Here is an 18,533-nt window from a genome sequence, read left to right as displayed (position 1 = left end):
TCGCACCTCATACCCCGGCGCATTGCCCGCCGGCCGCGTGCTGATGCCGCGCGTCAGGCGAATCCCGGCGCCGACCCTCCCGTCAGCTACTCCGTGTGCCCTACCCCCTGCCGGCGTCCAACCGCACCTGCTCCAGGTCCAGCTCGCGCTGAATGCGGCGCAGCGCGCTGTCGCTGATCTGATTGCGATTGCGCAGGTCGATCAGCGTGCGCCGCTGAACGTCGAGCAGCTCCAGGCGCAGGTTGGGCACGCTCATCGCCTGCTCGGCCGCGTTGCCGGCGGCACGGTCGAGGCGCTCGATCTGGGCGGTGTAGTGCCGGCGCAGGTCACGCAGCGCGTGCGCGGAGACGCCGTCGCGCGCCGGCTGCGCATCGAGCCGGTCGATCGCGGCTTGCGCCGCGGCCAGTCGCGCCAGTTGCTCCTCGCGCGCCGCCGTGTCGTCGGCAGCGAGGCCGAACCAGCGGATCAGCGGCGCGAGCGTGAGTCCCTGGCCGATCAAGGTCACGGCGATCACGCCGACTGTGAGCACGATCACGAGCTGGCGGTTCGGGAAGGCGCCGTGGTCGGTCTGCTCCGGCAGCGCCAACGCCGTGGCAAGCGAGATCACGCCGCGCATGCCGGCCCAGCCGATCACGCCGAGCGCCGCCGCCGGCAGCGCCGGATCGCCGCGGCCCCAGCGACGGTTGACGATGCGCACCAGGCCGTTGGCGGGGAAGACCCAGGCGAGGCGGATCACGATCACGGCCAGGCTGACGATCGCGACGTCGCCCAGCAAGACCGCGGTCGAGCGCTCACTCACGCCACGCCAGATCCCCTGGAACTCCACGCCGATCAGGATGAAGACCAGGCCGTTGAGCAGGAACGTGCCCAGCTCCCAGACCGCGTCGGCGCGCAGGCGGATGATTGAGGAGATCACTGCCGGCGACTGCCTGCCAACATACAGCCCCGCCGCCACGGCCGCCAGCACGCCCGAGACGCCGAGCGCCTCGGCGGGCAGATAGGCGACGAAGGGCGTGAGCAACGCGACCGTCTCTTCGACGCGCGCGTCTGCGATGCGCCGCCGCAGCTGGATCAGCGCCCAGCCGGCGATCAGCCCGGTCGCCACGCCGCCGATGCTGACGAAGACGAAGCGCAGGCCGGCCTCGGCGAGCGAAAAGCGGCCGCTGACGACGGCCGTGACCGCGGCGCCGTAGATGACGAGCGCGGTCGCATCGTTCACCAGCCCTTCGCCGGCGAGCACCGTCACGATCCGCCGGGGCACACCGAGCCGCGCCGTGACGGCGATAGCAGCTACGGCGTCGGTGGAGGAGACGACGGCGCCGAGCACGAAGGCAACCACCCACGAGAGGCCGATGACGACGTGCGCCACGGCCGCAACCCCGCAGGTAGTGAAGACCACCAGCCCCACGGCCAGCGAGGTGATCGGGCGCAGATCGGCGCGGAAATCCCGCCAGGAGGTGGTCAGCGCCTCCCAGTAGAGCAGCGGCGGCAGGAACAGCAGGAAGACCAGATCCGGTTCGAGCCGGATGGTGGGCAGCGCGGGCACCAGCGCGAAGATCAGCCCCAGCGCCAGCCCGCCCAGCACCAGCAAGATCGGGTAGGGCACGGCCAGCCGGTTCGCCAGCGGCATCAGCGCCGCGACGACGGCCAGCGCGACGAGGACGAAGACGACGGCGTGCATGGCAGACCGACCAGCGCGGCACGTGGCGCGGCGTTTGCGCCTATGCTATCCGCTCGCGGCCGCGCCTCTGAACCCGGTGGCCGCGCCTGCGTCCATCCCTTCGGCCAGGCCCGAATTTTGGTGCGGCCGCTTCCCCGCTGGGCCGGCGGCACGGATACTGGTGGGGCGTCACGGACCCCGCACTATGCCCGGCGCTTCGGAGCGTCCGATGCCGATCATCCCATTCCGCTCGTGCCGGCCGGCGGCGCCTGGTCTCAGCCTGTGCGCGCTCGGCCTGATCTGCTTGCTGCTCTGGAGCGGCCAACGGCAGTTGCCGCGTGCCGCCGCGCAGGCGGAGGCCGCCAGTGTCACCTATCATGCGGGCTGGAACCTCGTCGCCGTGCCGACGGGCACGGAACTCAGGGGCGCCGCCGGCCCGGCCTACGCGCTCGGCCCCGGCGATGCCGGCTACGTGCCGCTCGGCCAGGGGGAGTTGGTGGGCGGCCGCGCCGCCTGGGTCTACTTCCCCCAGGACGCGACGATCACGCTCGGCCGCAGCGCCGCCGAATACAGCCGCGTGCTCGCGCCGGCCGGCAGCTATCTGCTCGCGGGCAACCCGTCGGCCAGCGAGGCGCTGCCGATCGCCGGCGCCGACATGGCGATGGCCTACGATCCCGTCAACGGCTACCAGCAGGTGAGCGAGCTGCAGCCCGGGCAGGGAGCATTCGTGGTCTCGCAGGCGGGCGGGGCGATCGCGCTCGGCAAAGCGCCGTCCGGCGATCTCGCGGACCAGGTGCAGCAGTTGCAGCGCTCGCTCACCGACCATCCTACCGACCGCGCGAACATCGACCAGCTCGGCGCCGTGGCGGCGGAGCTGGTGCGGGCGCGGCAGTACGACCAGGTGCAGTCCAGCATGGACGACCTGCGCGCCGCCGCCGAGGACGGTCTGCGCCAGGCCGGCAGCGGCCTCTTGCCGCCGCTTTCGGCCGTGCAGATCGGCAGCGAGGTGCAGGTGCGCGAGGCGCTGGCGCGGGCGCGCGACGCGGCCGCGACCGGCAATCTCGGGCAGGCGGACGCGGAGGTCGCGGCGGCGCAGCGGGCGGCGCAGGCGGCGGAAGACGACGGCGTCTCGCTGGCGCAAAATGGACCGGGCATGTCCTACCTGGTTGCGCGGCCGCGGCAGAGCGCGACACAGAACCTGGCGGGCTTCGGCGCCCTGCTGCGCTCTTCGTTCTTCGCCAGCAGCCTGGGCCAGCCGCCGCAGGACAGCTTCTGGAACCTGGCGAACACCGTGCTGGCCAGCCCGCCGATCAGCGTGCCGCCGCCCGCCTCCGTGGCGCCGTCGGGGCCAGCAGCAGCGAGCGCCACGCCCGCACCCACGGCGACCCCAGCCGGCGGCGACTGCGCGCAGAGCTGCGCCTTCACCGGCGACGGCACCTACACGATCTCCACCGAGCAGAACTTCTACGAGGTCTCGGGCACGGTCAGCGTGCGCATCAACGTCTCCGGCGGGCAGGTGAGCGGGCAGGGCACCTACCAGGGCCAGGGGACGTATCACATTCCGGATTTGCAGTGCGCGCCGGTGCCCTACTCGGGCAGCCTCAACGTGACCGGCAGCTTCGCGAACGGCACGCTGCATCTTACGTTCACGGCCAGCGGCGTCCAGCAGGTTAACGTCACCTGCCAGAACGTGCCGATCTCGGTTTCGACGGAGGGCGCCGGCTTCCCGCCCACGGCGTTCTTCAACCCGATCGATGTGGCGGCGCGGGACGGCGCCAGCGGCACGGCGAACGCCAGCGGGCAAGTGCCAGGCCTGAGCGGCACGATCTCGATCACGCTGCACAAGGCGCAGTAGCCAGACACCGACCGCCCATGGAGCGAAGTAGCCGCGCCGAGCACCGGCGCGGTTACTTCGTCGGCGGCCGGAAGGCCACCATCGGCAGCGGCGTCGCCTGGGCGATGGGCGTTCCCAGCAGGCGGGCTGCCACACGCGCCGCCAAACGGTGCCGTCGCTGATACTCGATTAGCGTAGCCCGGACCTCGGCGTCGGTCAGAAAGCGCTGCTTCGGCAGGTAGTGTTCGCGGCCGATCGTGATCGCCAGCGCCGGATGCGCCTGCAAGTTGCGGTACCAGCCGGCACGCGCACCCCAGCCCGCGGTGACGATGCACACGCGGCTACGCCGGTCGTAGCGCACCACTTCAAGCACGGTGTGCCGGACGCGCCCGCTGCGGCGCCCGCGATGCGTCAGCAGCAGGAAGCGATGGCCCAGCAGCCGGCCCAGGTGAACGCGGTAGAGCAGCGCGGGCAGTTGCAAGGCCCGGCGCAGCAGGCCGGAGGGAGGCGTGTGAATCCAGCCGGACCGGGACACGGACGCCATTGGGCACCTCCCGAACGATCGCCGGCCGCCGCGGTGATCACGATGTGCTTCGCTCGCCCGCCGGCCGTCGTGCCACCTGGTCGGAGCGCCGTGGGCACCGCGGGGAACCTACCCCTGACGCCTATCGGCCTCTGTCCCTTTCCGATACGGGCGAGGGACATGTGCAGCGTTCCCAGGGCTGCACGGAGGGACATGGCCTCTGGCGGCCATAATATCTTATCGAGATAGATGCACGTTACTCGAGCCATCTTCACTGTGCTGTTCGCCCGCCGCTTCGTAGCTTGCCGACGTGTGGACGACACCTCGTCAGATGATCGTCGCTCATCTGCATATTTGGTGAAGCAAGCGTCGCGCCTCCCACCTGACAGCCGAAACCGGTCGCGCGAAGGCGCGGATGCTCCCGGTTGGGGTGCAGTACCTGCTGATCCGGCGGCCACTTCACCCATCATGGACCCATCGTCACCAAAAGGGCGGAAGACCCAGGATGCTTTACACCGGAGGGCCGTTCGTCTGACCGATGACCGTCTGCGCTGAGCGTGCTGGTTGGTGCTCTCCGAGGGCGCGTGGAGTCAGAGCTGACACAGCGGGGGGCTGGCCCTGTCGTGGAGTTACAGCTGGTTTCAAAACCGGCTCGGGTTCCCGCTTGCAGAGATGCGATCGCACGTGAACGCCGGTTTTGAAACCATGTCTTAGGGGAGGCCGGCCGAGGAGCTGGTCAGCTGGTCGCCGTCGCATCCGCTGAGCAATGAGGCGAACCGCTCTTGGTCGCCGTGGAGCTGCGCCAGGCCATAGGCAGGGGGCAGCGCATGCTGCCCCGGAGAGCGAGGTTCTGCGCACACGGCTGCCCGCGCCGGCATCAGCGCCATGCGCATGCGGAAAGGCTTCGCGCGCGGCATGCGGTGGAACCTGCCTGCTACCCCCCTTCGCCAGCCGGATCGTCGGATAGCCGCCGTGGCGGGGTGAGTGACTCGATGCGGGAGATCATCACGTCGAGGGCGGCGGCGAGCGGCCGGACGCTGCGTTCGATCTGGGCGAGGAGTAGCCCACCTTGCAGCGCGGCGAGCATGGCCGTGGCGAGCTGGCCGGGGTCTGCGGCCGGGACGAGTTGGCCGCGGTCGCGCATGCCTTGCAGGCAGGCCCTGATGGCTGCTTCCCAGCGGCGGCATCCAGCCGCGACATCGTCCCGGGCCACGTGGTCGAGCTCGGCGAGTTCGCTGCCGAGCGATCCGAGCGGGCAGCCTCCCTGGCAGCCCGCGTCGTCTTGGATGGAGACGATCGTGTCCCGCCATGCCCGGAGGCCGTCGATCCCCTCGATCGCGGCCAGCATCGGCTCGTGGATCGCGCCGACCACGGTCTGGGCGCGGTAGTCGACCACGGCGCGGACCAGCGCCTCCTTGTCGACGAAGTAGTGGTAGATCTGCGAGCTGCTCACCCCGGCCTTGTCCCGGACGTCATCCAGGGATGTACCGGCGACGCCCTGCTGCAGGATGAGGTCGGCCGCTGCCGCCACGATCCGCTGCCGCGTCTGCACGCCCTTGCGGGTCAGTCTGCCTTCCGCCCGTCCAGCGCCGGGGTCGCTCACCATGAACTCATCGTACCAGTTCTGGATTTGACAATCCAATTTCATCGTGCCATTCTGGATTACACAATCCAATCATCCGCAGGAGGCCATTCCGTGACCACGCCATCTCCCATCGCCGAGCAGGTCGCCAGCCATCACCGAGCCTCGGCCGGCCAGCTGCCCCCCGAGGTTGCCGAGGCGTTCGCCACCGAACAGCGCGACCTGGCCGCAGCCGGCAACCCGTTCGGCGTGGCAGAGCCCGGCAGCCGGCTGCCGGACGGGGATCTGCTCGACGTCGGCGGCCAGCCGACCACGCTCGCCCAGAACCTGGGCGGCAAGCCCGCCGTCATCGTGTTCTACCGCGGCGGCTGGTGCCCCTACTGCAACATCGCCCTACGCACCTACCAGGCGCAGCTCGTGCCCGCGCTGGCCGCGCGCGGCATCGGCCTCGTCGCCATCAGCCCGCAGACGCCAGACGGATCCCTGTCCACGAAGGAGTCGAAGGAGCTGACCTTCACCGTGCTGTCCGATCCGGGCAACCAGATCGCCGGGCAGCTCGGCATCCTGACCGCGCCGAGCGACGGCACCCGCGCCGCCCAGCTCCAGCTAGGCCTGGACCTGACCCAGGTCAACGCGGACGGGACCACCGGACTGCCCATGCCCACCGTCGTCATCGCCGACGCGGACGGCGTCATCCGCTGGATCGATGTGCACCCCGACTACACCACCCGGACCGAACCCGGCCAGGTTCTGCAGGCGGTGACCGAGACGATCGGCTGACACCTCCCCGGACCAGGACACCGCCCAAGCTGAGGAGCTGCAGCGTCTGTGGGCGTTCGGCCGCGTCGGCGTCGAGGATCACTCGGGACATGGGGTAACCGCCGTTGCCTGGGTGCCCAGCGACTGGTGCGGTCTGGTGGTGTTGTACACCAGCCGCTAGCGCCATCCGGGTTCCGTCAGCCCATGACGAGGTCGAACGTGCAACAGCCCTGGACCGCTCCCTGTGGTGGCGCTGACCGCCGGCGGCGCCACTGGCACGGGCAGGGCAAACAGCCGTTCCGCCGTGCTCCGTGGCCAGAGCGAGAGCTGCAACGAGCGGGACGGCGTCGGCAGGCGCTGCGGCTCGGTCACCGCGGTTAGTTGCCCCCGCCGGTTCACCTTCACCGTGTGATCGGCCAGCGGGTGCTCACCGTACTGCACCGTCAGCGTCTCCTCCGACAGCCACACCAGCGAGGGACGCCTGGGCATTGCCCGGTTGCCATGCACGTGCCACATGGCGCGGGTCTCTCCTCAACATGACGGCCGACTCTAGGCAATGGCCGCAGAGCGAGCAAGGGCAGCCGGTGCAAGCACGGATGGGTCACCGGAGGGGGCAATCTGCTGGCGGGCAGTACAGTGGCTCGTCGGTCAGACGAACGGCCCACCGGTGTGCGGCATCATGGGTCCTCTCACTATTGGTGAAGCAGGTTTGCCGGCTTGCTCGTGGCGTGTTGCCGAGCGCCGCTCGCCCCCAGGGATGCGGTCGAAGGGCTGGAACTGAGGCTACTGACCGCCGCGTGGCTCGGACAACGAGTCGCGATGAGCCCGTAGGCCATTCATGCCGCACGAAGGAGCCCGTCGTCAGCAAATTGGCGGGAGAGCCAGCGTCATTTGGCGAAGCGTGGTGTGGACGTATGCGTGCGGACGTATGGACATACGGACGTATAGCCATATGCCATATGCCATATGCCATATGAAGGAGGCAGGGTCGTTACTCAGCGCGCCGGCGCTGGCCTCGGTGGACAACTCTGAGCCATCGCTTCATGGCGCCGCGATCGCGGACAATGCACGCGGCAACGGCCGGCGCCAAACGCTTACCACGATCGCAAACGCCCGCCCGGCGACCGGCGGGGCGCCAGGGGAGGAGCACGTTATGTCCGCAGCCAGCCACGACCTGGTGATTCGCAACGCCCGCCTGATCGACGGCAGCGGCGCGCCGGCGGTTTCCGGCGACCTGGCGATCGAGGGCGAACGCATCGCCGCGGTGGGCCGCGTGCCCGGCGCCGGCCGGCGCGAGATCGACGCGGGCGGCAAGGCGCTGGCGCCCGGCTTCATCGATACGCACACGCACGACGACGGCGCCCTGCTGCGCTATCCGGAGATGCGCTTCAAGCTGGCGCAGGGCGTGACGACCTGTGTGACGGGCAACTGCGGCTTCGCCGTGGCGCCGGCGGCGCAGGCGGCGGGGCGGATCGTGGCCGAGTCGGCGATCCTCGGCCTCGGCGGCGCGGCGGTGACCTGGGACGATCTCGAAAGCTACCGGCAGGCCGTGGCTGCCCGCCGGCCGGCGGTGAACGCGATCGCGCTGGCCGGCATGGGCACGCTGCGCTATGCCGCCCTGCGCAACGAGCGCCGCGCTCCAGCCGCCGCCGAGCTGGCGCAGATGCGCGGCTGGGTCGAGCAGGCGATGGAGCAGGGCGCCTGCGGCCTCTCCACCGGCCTGATCTACGAGCCGAACCGCTGGGCGGAGACCGACGAGATCGCCGCGCTCTGCCGCGCGATCGCGCCGCGCGGCGGTGTCTACGCCACGCACATGCGCAACGAGTCGGACAAGCTGCTGGACGCGGTCGAGGAGACGCTGACGATCGGCCGCGACGCCGGCTGCGGCGTGCACATCTCCCACCACAAGGCGAGCGCCCGGCGCGTCTGGGGGCTGGTGAAGGACTCGCTGGCGAAGGTGGATGCGGCGCGGGCGGCGGGCCAGGACGTGACGCTGGACGTCTATCCCTATCCCGCCGGCAGCACACGGCTGGAGGCCCTCTGGCGGCTCGGCTCCTTCCAGGACCCGGAGTACGCGCCGCTGATCCGCATCGCGACGTGTCCCGGTCACCCCGAGTGGCAGGGCAAGAGCGTGGCCGAGGTCGCGGACGCGCTGGACCTGCCCTACGACCAGGCGGCGGAACGCATCGTCCTGGGCGAGGGGCGCGAGACAGTGGTGATCCAGTTCACCATGAGCGAAGACGACGTGGAAACGAACCTGCGTCACCCGGCGGTGATGGTCGGTTCGGATGGCATTCCCGTGCTGGAGGGGCTGCCGCATCCACGTCTGTTCGGCACGTTCCCACGTGTGCTGAGCCGCTATGTGCGCGAGCGCGGCGTGGCGCCGCTCGAAGAGATGGTGCGCCGCATGACGTCGCTGCCCGCCGCGCGCTTCGGCCTCGCCGGCCGCGGCCTGCTGCGCGAGGGCGCCTACGCCGACCTCGTCCTCTTTGATCCGGAAACCGTGCGCGACACCGCGACCTACGAGGCGCCGATGCAGGAGCCGGAGGGCATCGCCCTCGTCGTCGTCAACGGCGTCGTCGCCTGCGAGCACGGCAGCCACACCGGCGCCGGCACGGGCCGCCTGCTGCGCTTCCGCGAGGAGTAGGCCCGGCGACTGCTCCGCATTGGTTCACGATCGCCGCTCCGTGGCGATCATGCGGGAAGGGGCGTCCGCGTCGGAAGTTTCCGCCTGCTATGGGCGCTGCGCGCCCATCCGCACCCCTTCCCGCGTCGGGCCAGAGCGCCGCGCAACCATCGGAGACCTGCAATGCGCGGCCGAGCCCGGAGCGAGGCAGGGATCGGCGCTCGCTCAGCCCAGCCGCTGGTCGATCACGACGAGCGCGTTCTGCTTGCGGCTGAAGGCGACCTCGCGCACGCCGAGCGCGCTTTGTAGCTGGTTCGTGACCACGACCAGCGGACCGGGGCCTTGCGTCTGGCCCGGCGCCGGCTGCGGATAGGCGGTCGAGGCGGCGGTGTGGAAGGTGATGTTGCCCTCCTGCTTCTCCAGCACCTGGTGGATATGCCCGTTGAGCACGGTAACGGAGGAGAAGCGCCGCATCATGCTCAGCGCCTGCTCCGCGTCGTCCGTGCCCCAGCCCCACTGCGGATAGATCGCCCAGAGCGGCACGTGCGCGAAGACGATCAGCGGCGTGTCGCTGTTCACGCCGGCCAGGTCCTGCTTCAGCCAGTCGAGCTGCTCCTGGCCGAGCACGCCGAAGCCGCCGCCCTTCACGTTCCAGGTGTTGACCAGCCCGACGATGTGCACGCCCTTGTAGCCGGCGCTCTGCCAGCCGTTGCCCTGCGTGCCCTGGCCGAAACGCTGCATGAAGGTCTTGCCGTTGTCCACGAAGGTGTCGTGCTCGCCGGGCGTATAGAACACGCGGCCCGTGTCTGACTTCGCGCCCTTGAGGATCTGGTCCACCGTGTCGAACTGCTGCGGCGTCGAGAGATGGCTGAGGTCGCCGGTGTGCAGCACGAAGGCCGGGCGCGTGGCCAGCGCGTTGATCTTGTCGATCGACTTCTGCAGTGTGCCGGTCACATCCGTGTTCGGCGCCTTGCTGAAGCCGATGTGGCTGTCGCTGACCTGCGCGAAGGTGAAGTCGCCCTTCGCCGTGCCGCTCTTGCTGGAGGCGCCCAGCGTGCAGGAGCTGAGCACGCCGCCGCTCACCGTCCAGACCAGGCCGGTGCCGGCCCAGGCCATGCACTTGAGAAAGCCGCGCCGGTCCACGCCGTCCTCGTCGCGCGCCGGCGCCGCGGCCAGGCGTTTATGCCCGTGACCGCCGCGGGCCAGCGGGTCGTCGATCACGTATTCGGCAAACTCGTCCATGCTGCACTCCCTCTGCGAGTTGATTGCCCGGCTGATTCGCGCTGACACGGCCAGGCGCTACTGCACGATCACCTTCGCCGTCATGAAGGGATGAATCGAACAGAAGTAGTTGTAGGTGCCGGCCGTGGTGAAGGTGAAGCTGAACTGCTTGTCGCTGTCGATCGTGCTGGAGTCGAACGCCTTGGTGGACGAGGTGACCGTGTGCGGCACGTCGTCGTGGTTCACCCAGGTCACGGTGGCGCCGACTGGCACGGAGATCGTGGCCGGCGTGAAGCTGAAGTTGTCGATCGTCACGGCCGGGCCGCTGGGCGTGGCGACGGCCAGCTCGCCGGGGCGTGGTGTGGGCGGCTGCGCGGTGGTCAGGGCCGACGGCGGCACGGGCGGGTTGGCGGGCGGCAACTGGGCCGACTTCGCGCTGCTGGAGCAGGCCGCGGCGAGCACGCCCAGCCCCACCATCGCGGGCAGAACGAAGCGCGCGACCAGGCCGCCGCGCCCCGCCGGGCGCAGAGAAGCGGACGCGCCGCAAGGCGCGCGGAACGGGAACATGTGTCAATCACCTCTCGGGCTGTGCCGGTTTTGGGGCGCCGGAGGCGATCGCGCCGCGGCCGTGATCGCCCATCCGAGAGGTACTACACCGCCGCCGGCGCTCTGGATGAGGCGGCGAGGACGCCGGCTACTCCTCGCCCGCGGCCGCGGCGGGCGTCTGCTGGGCCGGTTCGGTGACGGCGCCGGCGCGGGCGATGTAGGCCACACGCGCCGCGCGCACCATCGCCACTTCGTTGCCGTCGTCGTCCAAAAAGCGATAGGCGGTCAGCACGCCCTCGTGGTAGCTCTCGATATAGCGTTCGGCGCTGATCGAGGCGGCGTCCGGTCCGGTCGAGTCGGCCAGGCGATCGAAGCGCACCACGAAGACCACGGCGCCGGTCAGCAGCCGGTGGGGGCGTCGTCTGGCGCGCAGCGCAGCCAGGTCTCCATGGCGGCGCGGGCGATGTGCTGCACCATCGCCGTGTCCAGGCCGAGGGCGCCGGCCGTCTGCCGGGCGCTGAGGCCGGCCTCGAAGCGGTAGGCGACGACCTGCTGCTGCTGCTCGGGTAAGAGCGCCAGCGCGTCGGGATTGAGCCGGCGCGGCGAGTCGACCAGCGAGACGGCCTGCGGCTGCCGCCGGCGGCGTTCGCGCTCGCGGGCCTGGTGATGCTCGCTGGCTAGGCGCTGCGCCACGCGCAGTAGCCATTCGTCGAAGGGCACGGCGCCGCCGGTGGGGTATTCGTCGATCGATCCGAGCACTTTGAGGAAGACCTCCTGGCAGAGGTCTTCGGCTTCCGGCGCGCCGCCGAGCCGTTCATTCAAGTAGTGGTAGACCCGAGCGTAGTGCGCATCGAACAGCGCGCCGAAGGCGTGCCGGTCGCCGGCCTGCGCGCGTCGGACCATATCGCGATCGTCCATCGCCCCCATACTACCAGCCCGCCCTGTGGATAGCACCCATGCGGCGCCGGCCACGCCACACCCGGCGTTGGCTGAAGCCAAATCTCGCGTCCGCGGCAGGGCTAGGCCACGCGGCCCTCGCGCAGACGTCGCGTCAACGCCGCGTGCCAGGAGATCGCCAGTTCGGGCAGCGCGGCCAGCGCGGCGGCGCCGTCGAGATCGTCGCGGCGCCGCATGATGCGCGTGGCGCGGGCGGCGCTCCAGGCGGGGTGCGGCCGCTCCAGCAGCGTCACGGCGTCGCCGGCGGCCAGGTTGCCCTCGCGCAGCACACGCAGGTACCAGCCGGTGCGGCCGCTGGCCTCCACGCGGGCCGTCAGGTCGGGCCGGCGCCAGCGGGCGCTAATCTTCCAGCATGGCTGTCGCGGCTGCGAGACCTGCACCAGCGCCTCGCCGATCTCGAACACGTCGCCGATGCAGACGGCCGCTTCGTCCAGCCCTTCGATCGTGAGGTTCTCCGCGAAGGCGCCGTGCGGCAGGCCGGGCCAGGCCAGCTCGGCGCGCCAGACGGGGTAGTGCGCGGCGGCGTAGGCGAGCACGGCCTTGTCCGGGCCGCCGTGGTTCCTGGTGTCGCCCTGGCCGTCGCCGGCGAGGTTCTCGCGCGCCAGCCAGACGTGGCCCGAGACGGGCGTTTTGAAGAAGCCGGTGGTCCAAGCGTTGCCGGCGGGATCCGGCGCCTCGGCGGCCTCGATGCGCCGCGGCATGCTGACCTGAACGCTGAGCAGGCGGGGGTCATTCACAAGAGCGCTCCCAGGGCATCTCGCGGCTCCGTTCGTCGCTCAGCCCACGATCGAGCGTACCAGATCGCCGTCCACCCGCTGTTCCCTGTTGGCTACGCACACGGTTGCCCCGCCTGCAGGAACGCCGCCTGCACCTTCTGCGCGATCTGGCTGGTCTGCGCCAGCGTGTACAGCCCCGGCGCTCCCGCGACCGAGACGTTGATGAACACGCGCCCGCAGCGCCAGCCAACGCTGAAACCGGCGAAGGGCACGCTGGTTTGCGCGGCCGGCGCCGTGTAGGAGAAGGCGTTCGCCTCCTGGCCAATCGACGGAGGTTGTTGCTGCATCACGCAGGGAATGGCGCTGATTACCGGCGCATGCAGGAAATTCGAGGCGCCGGCATCCGAGTTGAAGACAAAGTGTTGCACCGTCACCGTGGCGATCGCGCCGTTACGCTGCGGGCCGGTGAAACCCTGCTGCCGCCCACCGAGGAAGCCGATCTGCTGCAGATGCTGCGCCGCGGCCTGCGGATTGGCCGTGCCTTGCACGATGTCGTTGGCCGTGCGCTGCTCCTGCGGGTTGTACTGGCCGGCGTCGTCCGGTTTGAATCCGGGCAGCACGGAGGTCACCGCGCTCTCCGGCAGCGTGAGCTGGGGAATCTGCACGGCGGGTCGCGGCGCCTGTGTCGGCAGGTTCGACGTGTCCAGCGGCAGCAGGGGGAAGGTCAGGCAGCCGTTCGCGCCCGGCGTGCCGGCCGAGGCCACGCTCGCCACGGCGGAGGACCGCGCCGGCAACGGCGTGAGCGCCGGCGCCGCGCTGGTGGCGCTCTGGCGGGTGGGCGCGGCGCTTGCGCCGGCGGCGGGCGTGGGCGACGGCTTGTTGTTCTTGCCGCCGCCGCAGGCGCTGAGCAGCGCGACGGCGGCCGCGGCCACAACGAGCAAAGGCGAAAGCGAAGCGCGCATGCATGCTCCGTGGACGGTGCGTCGCCGGCCTGCAACCGGCGGCGCGCACACTCATCCCAGCATAGGCAAAGACGAGTGGCTGGCGCGAACGTTCCGCCAGCCTAAACCCCGCGTTGCTTCGACATCGCCGCCCCGCGGCGATCTGATGAACGCCGCGTCTCCCTTCCCCTCATGTGACATGAGTGACATGCGGAAGGGTTTTCTGAGGGCTACCGGATCTCCTCGACCCGCACCCTTTCCTCGTAGGACTCGTAGGAAAGGGACAGCTGCGCCTGAGCGAGGCAGGGATAGGCGCCCCGCTCAGCGCGCCGTATCCGGCACGTCGCGCACCACGATCGCGCCGTTGGCCAGGCTGCCGACGAGCTGCCGCATCGAGCCGTCCGGGCCATCGATGGTGAGGCTGATCGAGTCGGGCGCGGCACCGGCGCCGTCGGTCGCCTGCCCGGACACGGCCCAGCCCTCCTGGCCGAAGTTGCGGCACAGGGCGATGAACTGCCGGGCATTGGGTCCGACGCTTTGCAGCAGCGGCACCCGCGGGCAGAACAGCGCCAGTCCCTGCGCCGGGTCGTCGTAGCGGAAGAAGCCCTCAAGGGCATCCACGCGGAAGGCGCCGTCCAGATCGCTCACCGTCACCCGCCCCGCTTCGAAGGCGAAAGCCGGCGCGTCGGGCGCCGCACTGAGCCGGCCGCGCCCGACGATGCCGCCCGCGCACAGCCGGCTGGCAGGCGGCAGCAGCTTCACGCAAGGCCCGGTGGCCCGGCGCACGCTTTCATCGACCGTGCACGGCCGCGGCGGCAGCAGGGGTATCGCTGCGCCGCTCGTGATCTGCACAGCATCCGCTGCCGGCGAATCGTCGGCGCGCAGCAGGGTGCGCCAGGGAACGGCCGCGGCCGGCGTCGCCGATGGGGCCGCCGTCGGCGAGGCGCTCGCGGCGGCCGTGGCGCCTGCCGTTGCCGTCGGCGTCAGCGCCGCGTCGCCCACGGCGGGGGTCGCGCCCGGGGCAAGCGGCGGCGGCAGCTCGGCCGGCAGGGAGACGACGAACGGCGGCAGCCCAGCGCATGCGGCCGGGGCCGCGCGCGGCGGCGCCGCCAGCAGCAATCGCCCCAATCCCAGTGCCAGCAGCGCGATCAGCGCGCCGCCCAGCGAGAGGTGACTGCCTGTAACCTTCAGGTCGTTGTGCTCGCCTGCCGTCACCGCCTCCGATCGCCTCTGCTGATTGTCGGCAAAGCCGCCGCGTTCGGGCCAGTGCGGCGTTCGCCGGGAACGGCGAGGCAGAGACGGCAATCGCGCGGTTGCGCGACGGGAAATGTCGCCAAATATCACATTCAGAAGTTCTATCAATTGGCGGAGCCGCCTTGCCAGCGGGCCGCGTCCGTCTATACTCCTTTCACCGGTTCGCGGGCGTAATCGTTTACGCGCCGCTGCCGCGCGCCAGCGCTGGCGCGAGAGCAGCGGATTGAAGCACATCAGGACGAACGGCGGCACAGGGCCTGGAACGCGCCGCCGCTGATCGGCGGCTTCGGCTCGCCGGCAACGCCGAGGCGTACGCCTCCCTTCACAAGAGGACGTAGAATCGCAGAACGGAGGTCATGGGCGAGCGCGGCCGGCCCCGGCCCGTGCGCCCCCACGATGACGCGATATTTCGTGCGCCGGGTCCTGCTCCTGATTCCGACCATGATCGGGGTGACGTTCCTCGTCTTCCTGCTCGTGCGCATCATTCCCGGCGGCGCGGCCAGCGCCCTGCTCGGTGAGGGGGCGACGGCGCAGCAGGTGGCGCAGGTCAAGCACCAGCTCGGCCTCGATCAGCCGCTGGTCATTCAGTATTTCCGCTGGATCGGCAGCGTGCTGAGCGGCGATCTCGGCCGCTCGGTGCAGACGCACAACCACATCTCGCACGATATCTCCACGCGCATCGGCTGGACGTTTGAGCTGGGCATCTTCGCCATGTTCTTTTCGCAGCTCATCGCCCTGCCGATCGGCATCATTTCGGCGATCAAGCAGGATACGATCCTGGACTACATCGCCCGCAGTGCGGCGATCGCCTGCCTCGCGGTTCCCGGTTTCTGGCTGGCCACGCTGCTGATCGTCTACGGCGCCAGCGGCATTCCGCTCGGCTTCACCACCTTCCACTTCACGCCGCCGCTGGGCAGCGAGATCAACAAGAGCCTTAGCGCGAACCTGAAACTGATCGTGCCGCCCGCGATCATCCTCGGCATCGGCCTGACCGGCTCGATCATGCGGCTCACGCGCACGCAGATGCTGGAAGTGATGCGCCAGGACTACATCCGCACGGCGAACGCCAAGGGGCTGCGCCTGCAGGTGATCATCGCCCGGCACGCCCTGCGCAACGCCTTCATCCCCGTGCTGACGATCATCGGCCTACAGGTGCCGGTGCTGGTGGGCGGCACGGTGGTGTTGGAACAGATCTTCTCCTTGCCGGGCATGGGCCAGTACCTCATTATTGCCATTAACCAGCGGGACTTCACGATCATCCAGGGCGTCGTGTTGATCTCGGCAACCGTGGTCCTGCTCTCGAACCTGGTGGTAGATTTCCTGTACCCGTTGCTCGATCCACGCATCCGCTATGCGTGAGCCGGCGTACCGTCATGAGAAATGCGTCGCGTCGACAAGCGCGGCGGCACGGGGAATGAGGGCGCGGTGACAACGGTAAGCGAAGAGAGAACCCTCCACGGCGCCGGCGAACTGGAACGGCGGGCCGAGCAGACCGCTGTGCGCTGGGGCCGGGGGCTGCTGCGCTTCCTGCGCACCAAGCCGCTCGGCACGATCGGCGCGGTGATCATCCTCGCCATCGTCGTGCTGGCGATCTTCGCGCCCGTGTTCGCACCCTACGGCTTCGACCACCGCGTGCTAAAGGACAAGCTGCTCACGCCCAGCCTCAAGCACCCGATGGGCACGGACCTGCTCGGGCGTGATGTGCTCAGCCGCATCATCTACGGCGCCCGCGTCTCTGCCTTCGTCGGCTTCGGCAGCGTGCTGATCTCGACGGTGACGGCGACGTTGATCGGCACGGTGAGCGGCTACTTCGGCGGCAAGGTCGATACGATCGTGCAGCGGCTGGTCGATATTCTCCTCGCCTTCCCGGCGTTCATTCTGCTGCTGGCGATCGTGGCGGCGTTCGGCACGCCGACGAGCGCGATCCACCTCGGCCCGTTCTCGTTTGACCCGGCGCAGCAACGCGCCGGCCAGGTGGTGTTCGCCATCGGCCTGCTCTTTGTGGCGCCGGCCTCGCGCGTGATCCGCGGCGCCGCGTTGTCGGTGCGCAACAATCTCTACGTCGAGGGCGCCCGCACCGTGGGCGCCAGCGATCTGCGCATCCTCACCCGCTACGTGCTGCCGAACGTGGCGCCGACGATCATCGTCTACGCCACGCTGCAGCTCGGCTACGCCATCCTCGCCGAGGCGACGCTGGCCTTCCTGGCCTTCGGCATCCCCGATCCGGTGCCGTCCTGGGGGCTGATGCTCAGCGGTCTGGCGCGGGCGCGCATCCGCCAGGACCCCTGGCTGGCCTTCTGGCCGGGCCTGGCGATCTCGCTGGCCGTCTTCGGCTTCAACATGCTGGGCGATGCCCTGCGCGACGTGCTCGATCCGCGCCTGCGCGGCTCCCGCTAGGCCGCCGGGCGAGCGTTATTCGCTTCAGCCAGCGTTACCGTTTTACCATGCCGGCAGAGCCCCTGCCGGCATTCGCGCGCTGGCGCGCCGCGCCGCAGCGTATCGAACCCGACACTCTAACCAAACTGTAATGGAGGCGGTGTATATCCGAAGCTGTCGATGATCGCTGGACGACCGCCGGACGCCAGACTACGTCCGGCACAGCACCTGTGACGCGGCGAGACCGGGGTGTTCCCGGCCCGCACCGTACTCGGAGGGAGAGGATGAGCAGTTTTAGTGAACTGAACTACTGGCAGCGGCTCGCGGCGGGCCAGGTGACGCGCCGCCGGCTGCTGCGCGGCGGCGCGGTCACGAGTCTCGGTCTCGCGGCGGCCGGCATCGTCGGCTGCGGCAGCAGCAACAACAAGAGCAGCAACGGCGCGAACAGCGGGGCGGCGCCTTCGGCAACCAGCGCCGGCGCCGCAGCCGCCACGGCCACCCGCGCCGCCGCGCCCGCCGGCTCGCCCACGGCGGCGGCCACGAGCGGCTCACCGGCCGCCACGAACGCCGTTTCCGTGCCGACGGCGCAGGCCGGCGTCAAGAGCGGCGGCACGGTCCAGGGCGAGATCGTCGGCACGGCGAATTTGGACCCGGTCGAGAACACCACCTACCGGTCGCAGTGGCTCTCCGGCTTCCACTACGCGCGGCTCTTCCGCTTCGCCGCGGCCGCCGATCCGAAGGTTACCTCGGCCCGCACGCCGGTTGGCGATCTGGTCGAGAAATACGAGATCACCAGCGACGGCATGCAGTACACGATGCACCTGCGACAGGGCGTGATGTACCACCCGCCGCTCAGCCGTGCGCTGACCGCGGCCGACGTGCTGGCCAGCTGGGACTACTTCAACAACGACCCGAAGAACACCAACAACACCGTCTACAAGCCGATCGTGGACAGCCTCACGGCGCCCGACGACAACACGCTGGTCTTCAAGCTGAAAGGGCCCTACGCGCCGTTCCTCAACAAGCTGGCCAACACCCAGTATTTGTGGATCATGTCCAAAGACGCCGTGGACAAGAAGATCGACGCCTCCCAGCAGGCGATCGGCGTCGGGCCGTGGATCTTCCAGGGGGCAACGCCCACGGCGTTCACCTGGAAAAAGAACCCGAACTACTGGAACAAGGGCCTGCCCTACGCCGACCAGGCGGTGCTGAACATCATCCCCGACACCTCCACCCAGGAGGCGCAGTTCGGCGCCGGCAAGCTGGACTTCTATGGCGCGGCGGCCGCCGATGTGGACGATCTCAAGAAGGCGAACCCCAAGGCAGTCGTGGCCGAATACGTGCCGGATGGCATGGCCTTCCTCTTCTTCTACAACGTGATGGCGGCCGATAGCCCGTTCAAGGACCAGCGGGTGCGCCAGGCGGCCTCGCTGGCGATCGACCGCCAGGGGATCATCGACGCGATCTACAACGGCCGGGGCGTGTTCGTCAACGTCGTGCCGCCGGGGCTGGGCAAGTGGTCGCTGGACCCGCTGGGC

Annotated in this window: 17 protein-coding genes; 6 read left to right on the top strand and 11 right to left on the bottom strand. The window is 69.9% G+C overall.

Annotated features, from left to right (window positions below; translation table 11 throughout):
- Positions 1–100: 100 nt before the first annotated feature.
- Complete coding sequence (locus VKV26_12415) at positions 101–1,681, bottom strand: Na+/H+ antiporter (protein ID HLZ70696.1); 1,581 nt, start codon at positions 1,679–1,681, stop codon at positions 101–103.
- Positions 1,682–1,889: 208 nt separating this feature from the next.
- Here VKV26_12415 and VKV26_12410 point away from each other — a divergent pair, with 208 nt between their 5' ends.
- Positions 1,890–3,515, top strand: coding sequence for a hypothetical protein (locus VKV26_12410; GenBank protein HLZ70695.1), 1,626 nt, complete (start codon positions 1,890–1,892; stop codon positions 3,513–3,515).
- Between the two features lie 52 nt (positions 3,516–3,567).
- On the opposite strand, the gene VKV26_12405 is transcribed toward VKV26_12410, so the two are convergent.
- The gene (locus tag VKV26_12405; protein HLZ70694.1) at positions 3,568–4,038 is read right to left on the bottom strand and encodes a nitroreductase family deazaflavin-dependent oxidoreductase; all 471 of its coding nucleotides are present in this window, start codon (positions 4,036–4,038) and stop codon (positions 3,568–3,570) included.
- 913 nt (positions 4,039–4,951) lie between these two features.
- On the bottom strand, positions 4,952–5,665 hold the full coding sequence (locus VKV26_12400) for a TetR/AcrR family transcriptional regulator (GenBank protein HLZ70693.1): 714 nt from the start codon (positions 5,663–5,665) through the stop codon (positions 4,952–4,954).
- A gap of 48 nt (positions 5,666–5,713) precedes the next feature.
- On the opposite strand from VKV26_12400, the gene VKV26_12395 reads away from it, so the two are divergent.
- Positions 5,714–6,379 (top strand): peroxiredoxin-like family protein, encoded by a 666-nt coding sequence (locus VKV26_12395; GenBank protein ID HLZ70692.1) that lies wholly within the window; start codon positions 5,714–5,716, stop codon positions 6,377–6,379.
- A gap of 156 nt (positions 6,380–6,535) precedes the next feature.
- Here the strand turns inward: VKV26_12395 and VKV26_12390 are convergent, their stop codons facing one another.
- The gene (locus VKV26_12390; protein HLZ70691.1) at positions 6,536–6,874 is read right to left on the bottom strand and encodes a hypothetical protein; all 339 of its coding nucleotides are present in this window, start codon (positions 6,872–6,874) and stop codon (positions 6,536–6,538) included.
- Positions 6,875–7,511: 637 nt separating this feature from the next.
- Here VKV26_12390 and VKV26_12385 point away from each other — a divergent pair.
- Positions 7,512–9,005, top strand: a complete 1,494-nt coding sequence (locus VKV26_12385; GenBank protein HLZ70690.1) for a D-aminoacylase — start codon at positions 7,512–7,514, stop codon at positions 9,003–9,005.
- Positions 9,006–9,209: 204 nt separating this feature from the next.
- On the opposite strand, the gene VKV26_12380 is transcribed toward VKV26_12385, so the two are convergent.
- The 7 genes from VKV26_12380 to VKV26_12350 form a co-directional block, all read right to left on the bottom strand.
- Complete coding sequence (locus VKV26_12380) at positions 9,210–10,226, bottom strand: metallophosphoesterase (GenBank protein HLZ70689.1); 1,017 nt, start codon at positions 10,224–10,226, stop codon at positions 9,210–9,212.
- Between the two features lie 57 nt (positions 10,227–10,283).
- Positions 10,284–10,772, bottom strand: a complete 489-nt coding sequence (locus VKV26_12375; GenBank protein ID HLZ70688.1) for a cupredoxin family copper-binding protein — start codon at positions 10,770–10,772, stop codon at positions 10,284–10,286.
- 127 nt (positions 10,773–10,899) lie between these two features.
- Positions 10,900–11,142: a hypothetical protein gene (locus VKV26_12370; GenBank protein ID HLZ70687.1), complete on the bottom strand. Its 243-nt coding sequence runs from the start codon at positions 11,140–11,142 to the stop codon at positions 10,900–10,902.
- Between the two features lie 8 nt (positions 11,143–11,150).
- Positions 11,151–11,654 carry an RNA polymerase sigma factor gene (locus VKV26_12365; GenBank protein HLZ70686.1) on the bottom strand — a complete coding sequence of 168 codons (504 nt, stop codon included), beginning with the start codon at positions 11,652–11,654 and terminating at the stop codon, positions 11,151–11,153.
- A gap of 116 nt (positions 11,655–11,770) precedes the next feature.
- Positions 11,771–12,445 carry an MOSC domain-containing protein gene (locus tag VKV26_12360; GenBank protein HLZ70685.1) on the bottom strand — a complete coding sequence of 225 codons (675 nt, stop codon included), beginning with the start codon at positions 12,443–12,445 and terminating at the stop codon, positions 11,771–11,773.
- A gap of 92 nt (positions 12,446–12,537) precedes the next feature.
- The gene (locus tag VKV26_12355) at positions 12,538–13,386 is read right to left on the bottom strand and encodes a hypothetical protein (protein HLZ70684.1); all 849 of its coding nucleotides are present in this window, start codon (positions 13,384–13,386) and stop codon (positions 12,538–12,540) included.
- A gap of 300 nt (positions 13,387–13,686) precedes the next feature.
- Positions 13,687–14,580, bottom strand: coding sequence for a hypothetical protein (locus VKV26_12350; protein ID HLZ70683.1), 894 nt, complete (start codon positions 14,578–14,580; stop codon positions 13,687–13,689).
- Between the two features lie 435 nt (positions 14,581–15,015).
- Between VKV26_12350 and VKV26_12345 the strand changes: the two genes are divergently transcribed.
- The 3 genes from VKV26_12345 to VKV26_12335 form a co-directional block, all read left to right on the top strand.
- Positions 15,016–15,978 carry an ABC transporter permease gene (locus VKV26_12345; protein ID HLZ70682.1) on the top strand — a complete coding sequence of 321 codons (963 nt, stop codon included), beginning with the start codon at positions 15,016–15,018 and terminating at the stop codon, positions 15,976–15,978.
- A 66-nt stretch (positions 15,979–16,044) separates the two neighbouring features.
- Positions 16,045–17,016: an ABC transporter permease gene (locus VKV26_12340; GenBank protein ID HLZ70681.1), complete on the top strand. Its 972-nt coding sequence runs from the start codon at positions 16,045–16,047 to the stop codon at positions 17,014–17,016.
- A 263-nt stretch (positions 17,017–17,279) separates the two neighbouring features.
- On the top strand, positions 17,280–18,533 hold a 1,254-nt coding region (locus VKV26_12335; GenBank protein HLZ70680.1), incomplete at its 3' end, for an ABC transporter substrate-binding protein.

The organism is Dehalococcoidia bacterium (genome assembly GCA_035310145.1).
Classification (GTDB): domain Bacteria; phylum Chloroflexota; class Dehalococcoidia; order CAUJGQ01; family CAUJGQ01; genus CALFMN01.
The sequence above is the reverse complement of the archived record's forward strand: the minus strand, read 5'-3'. Positions and strand labels throughout refer to the sequence as shown.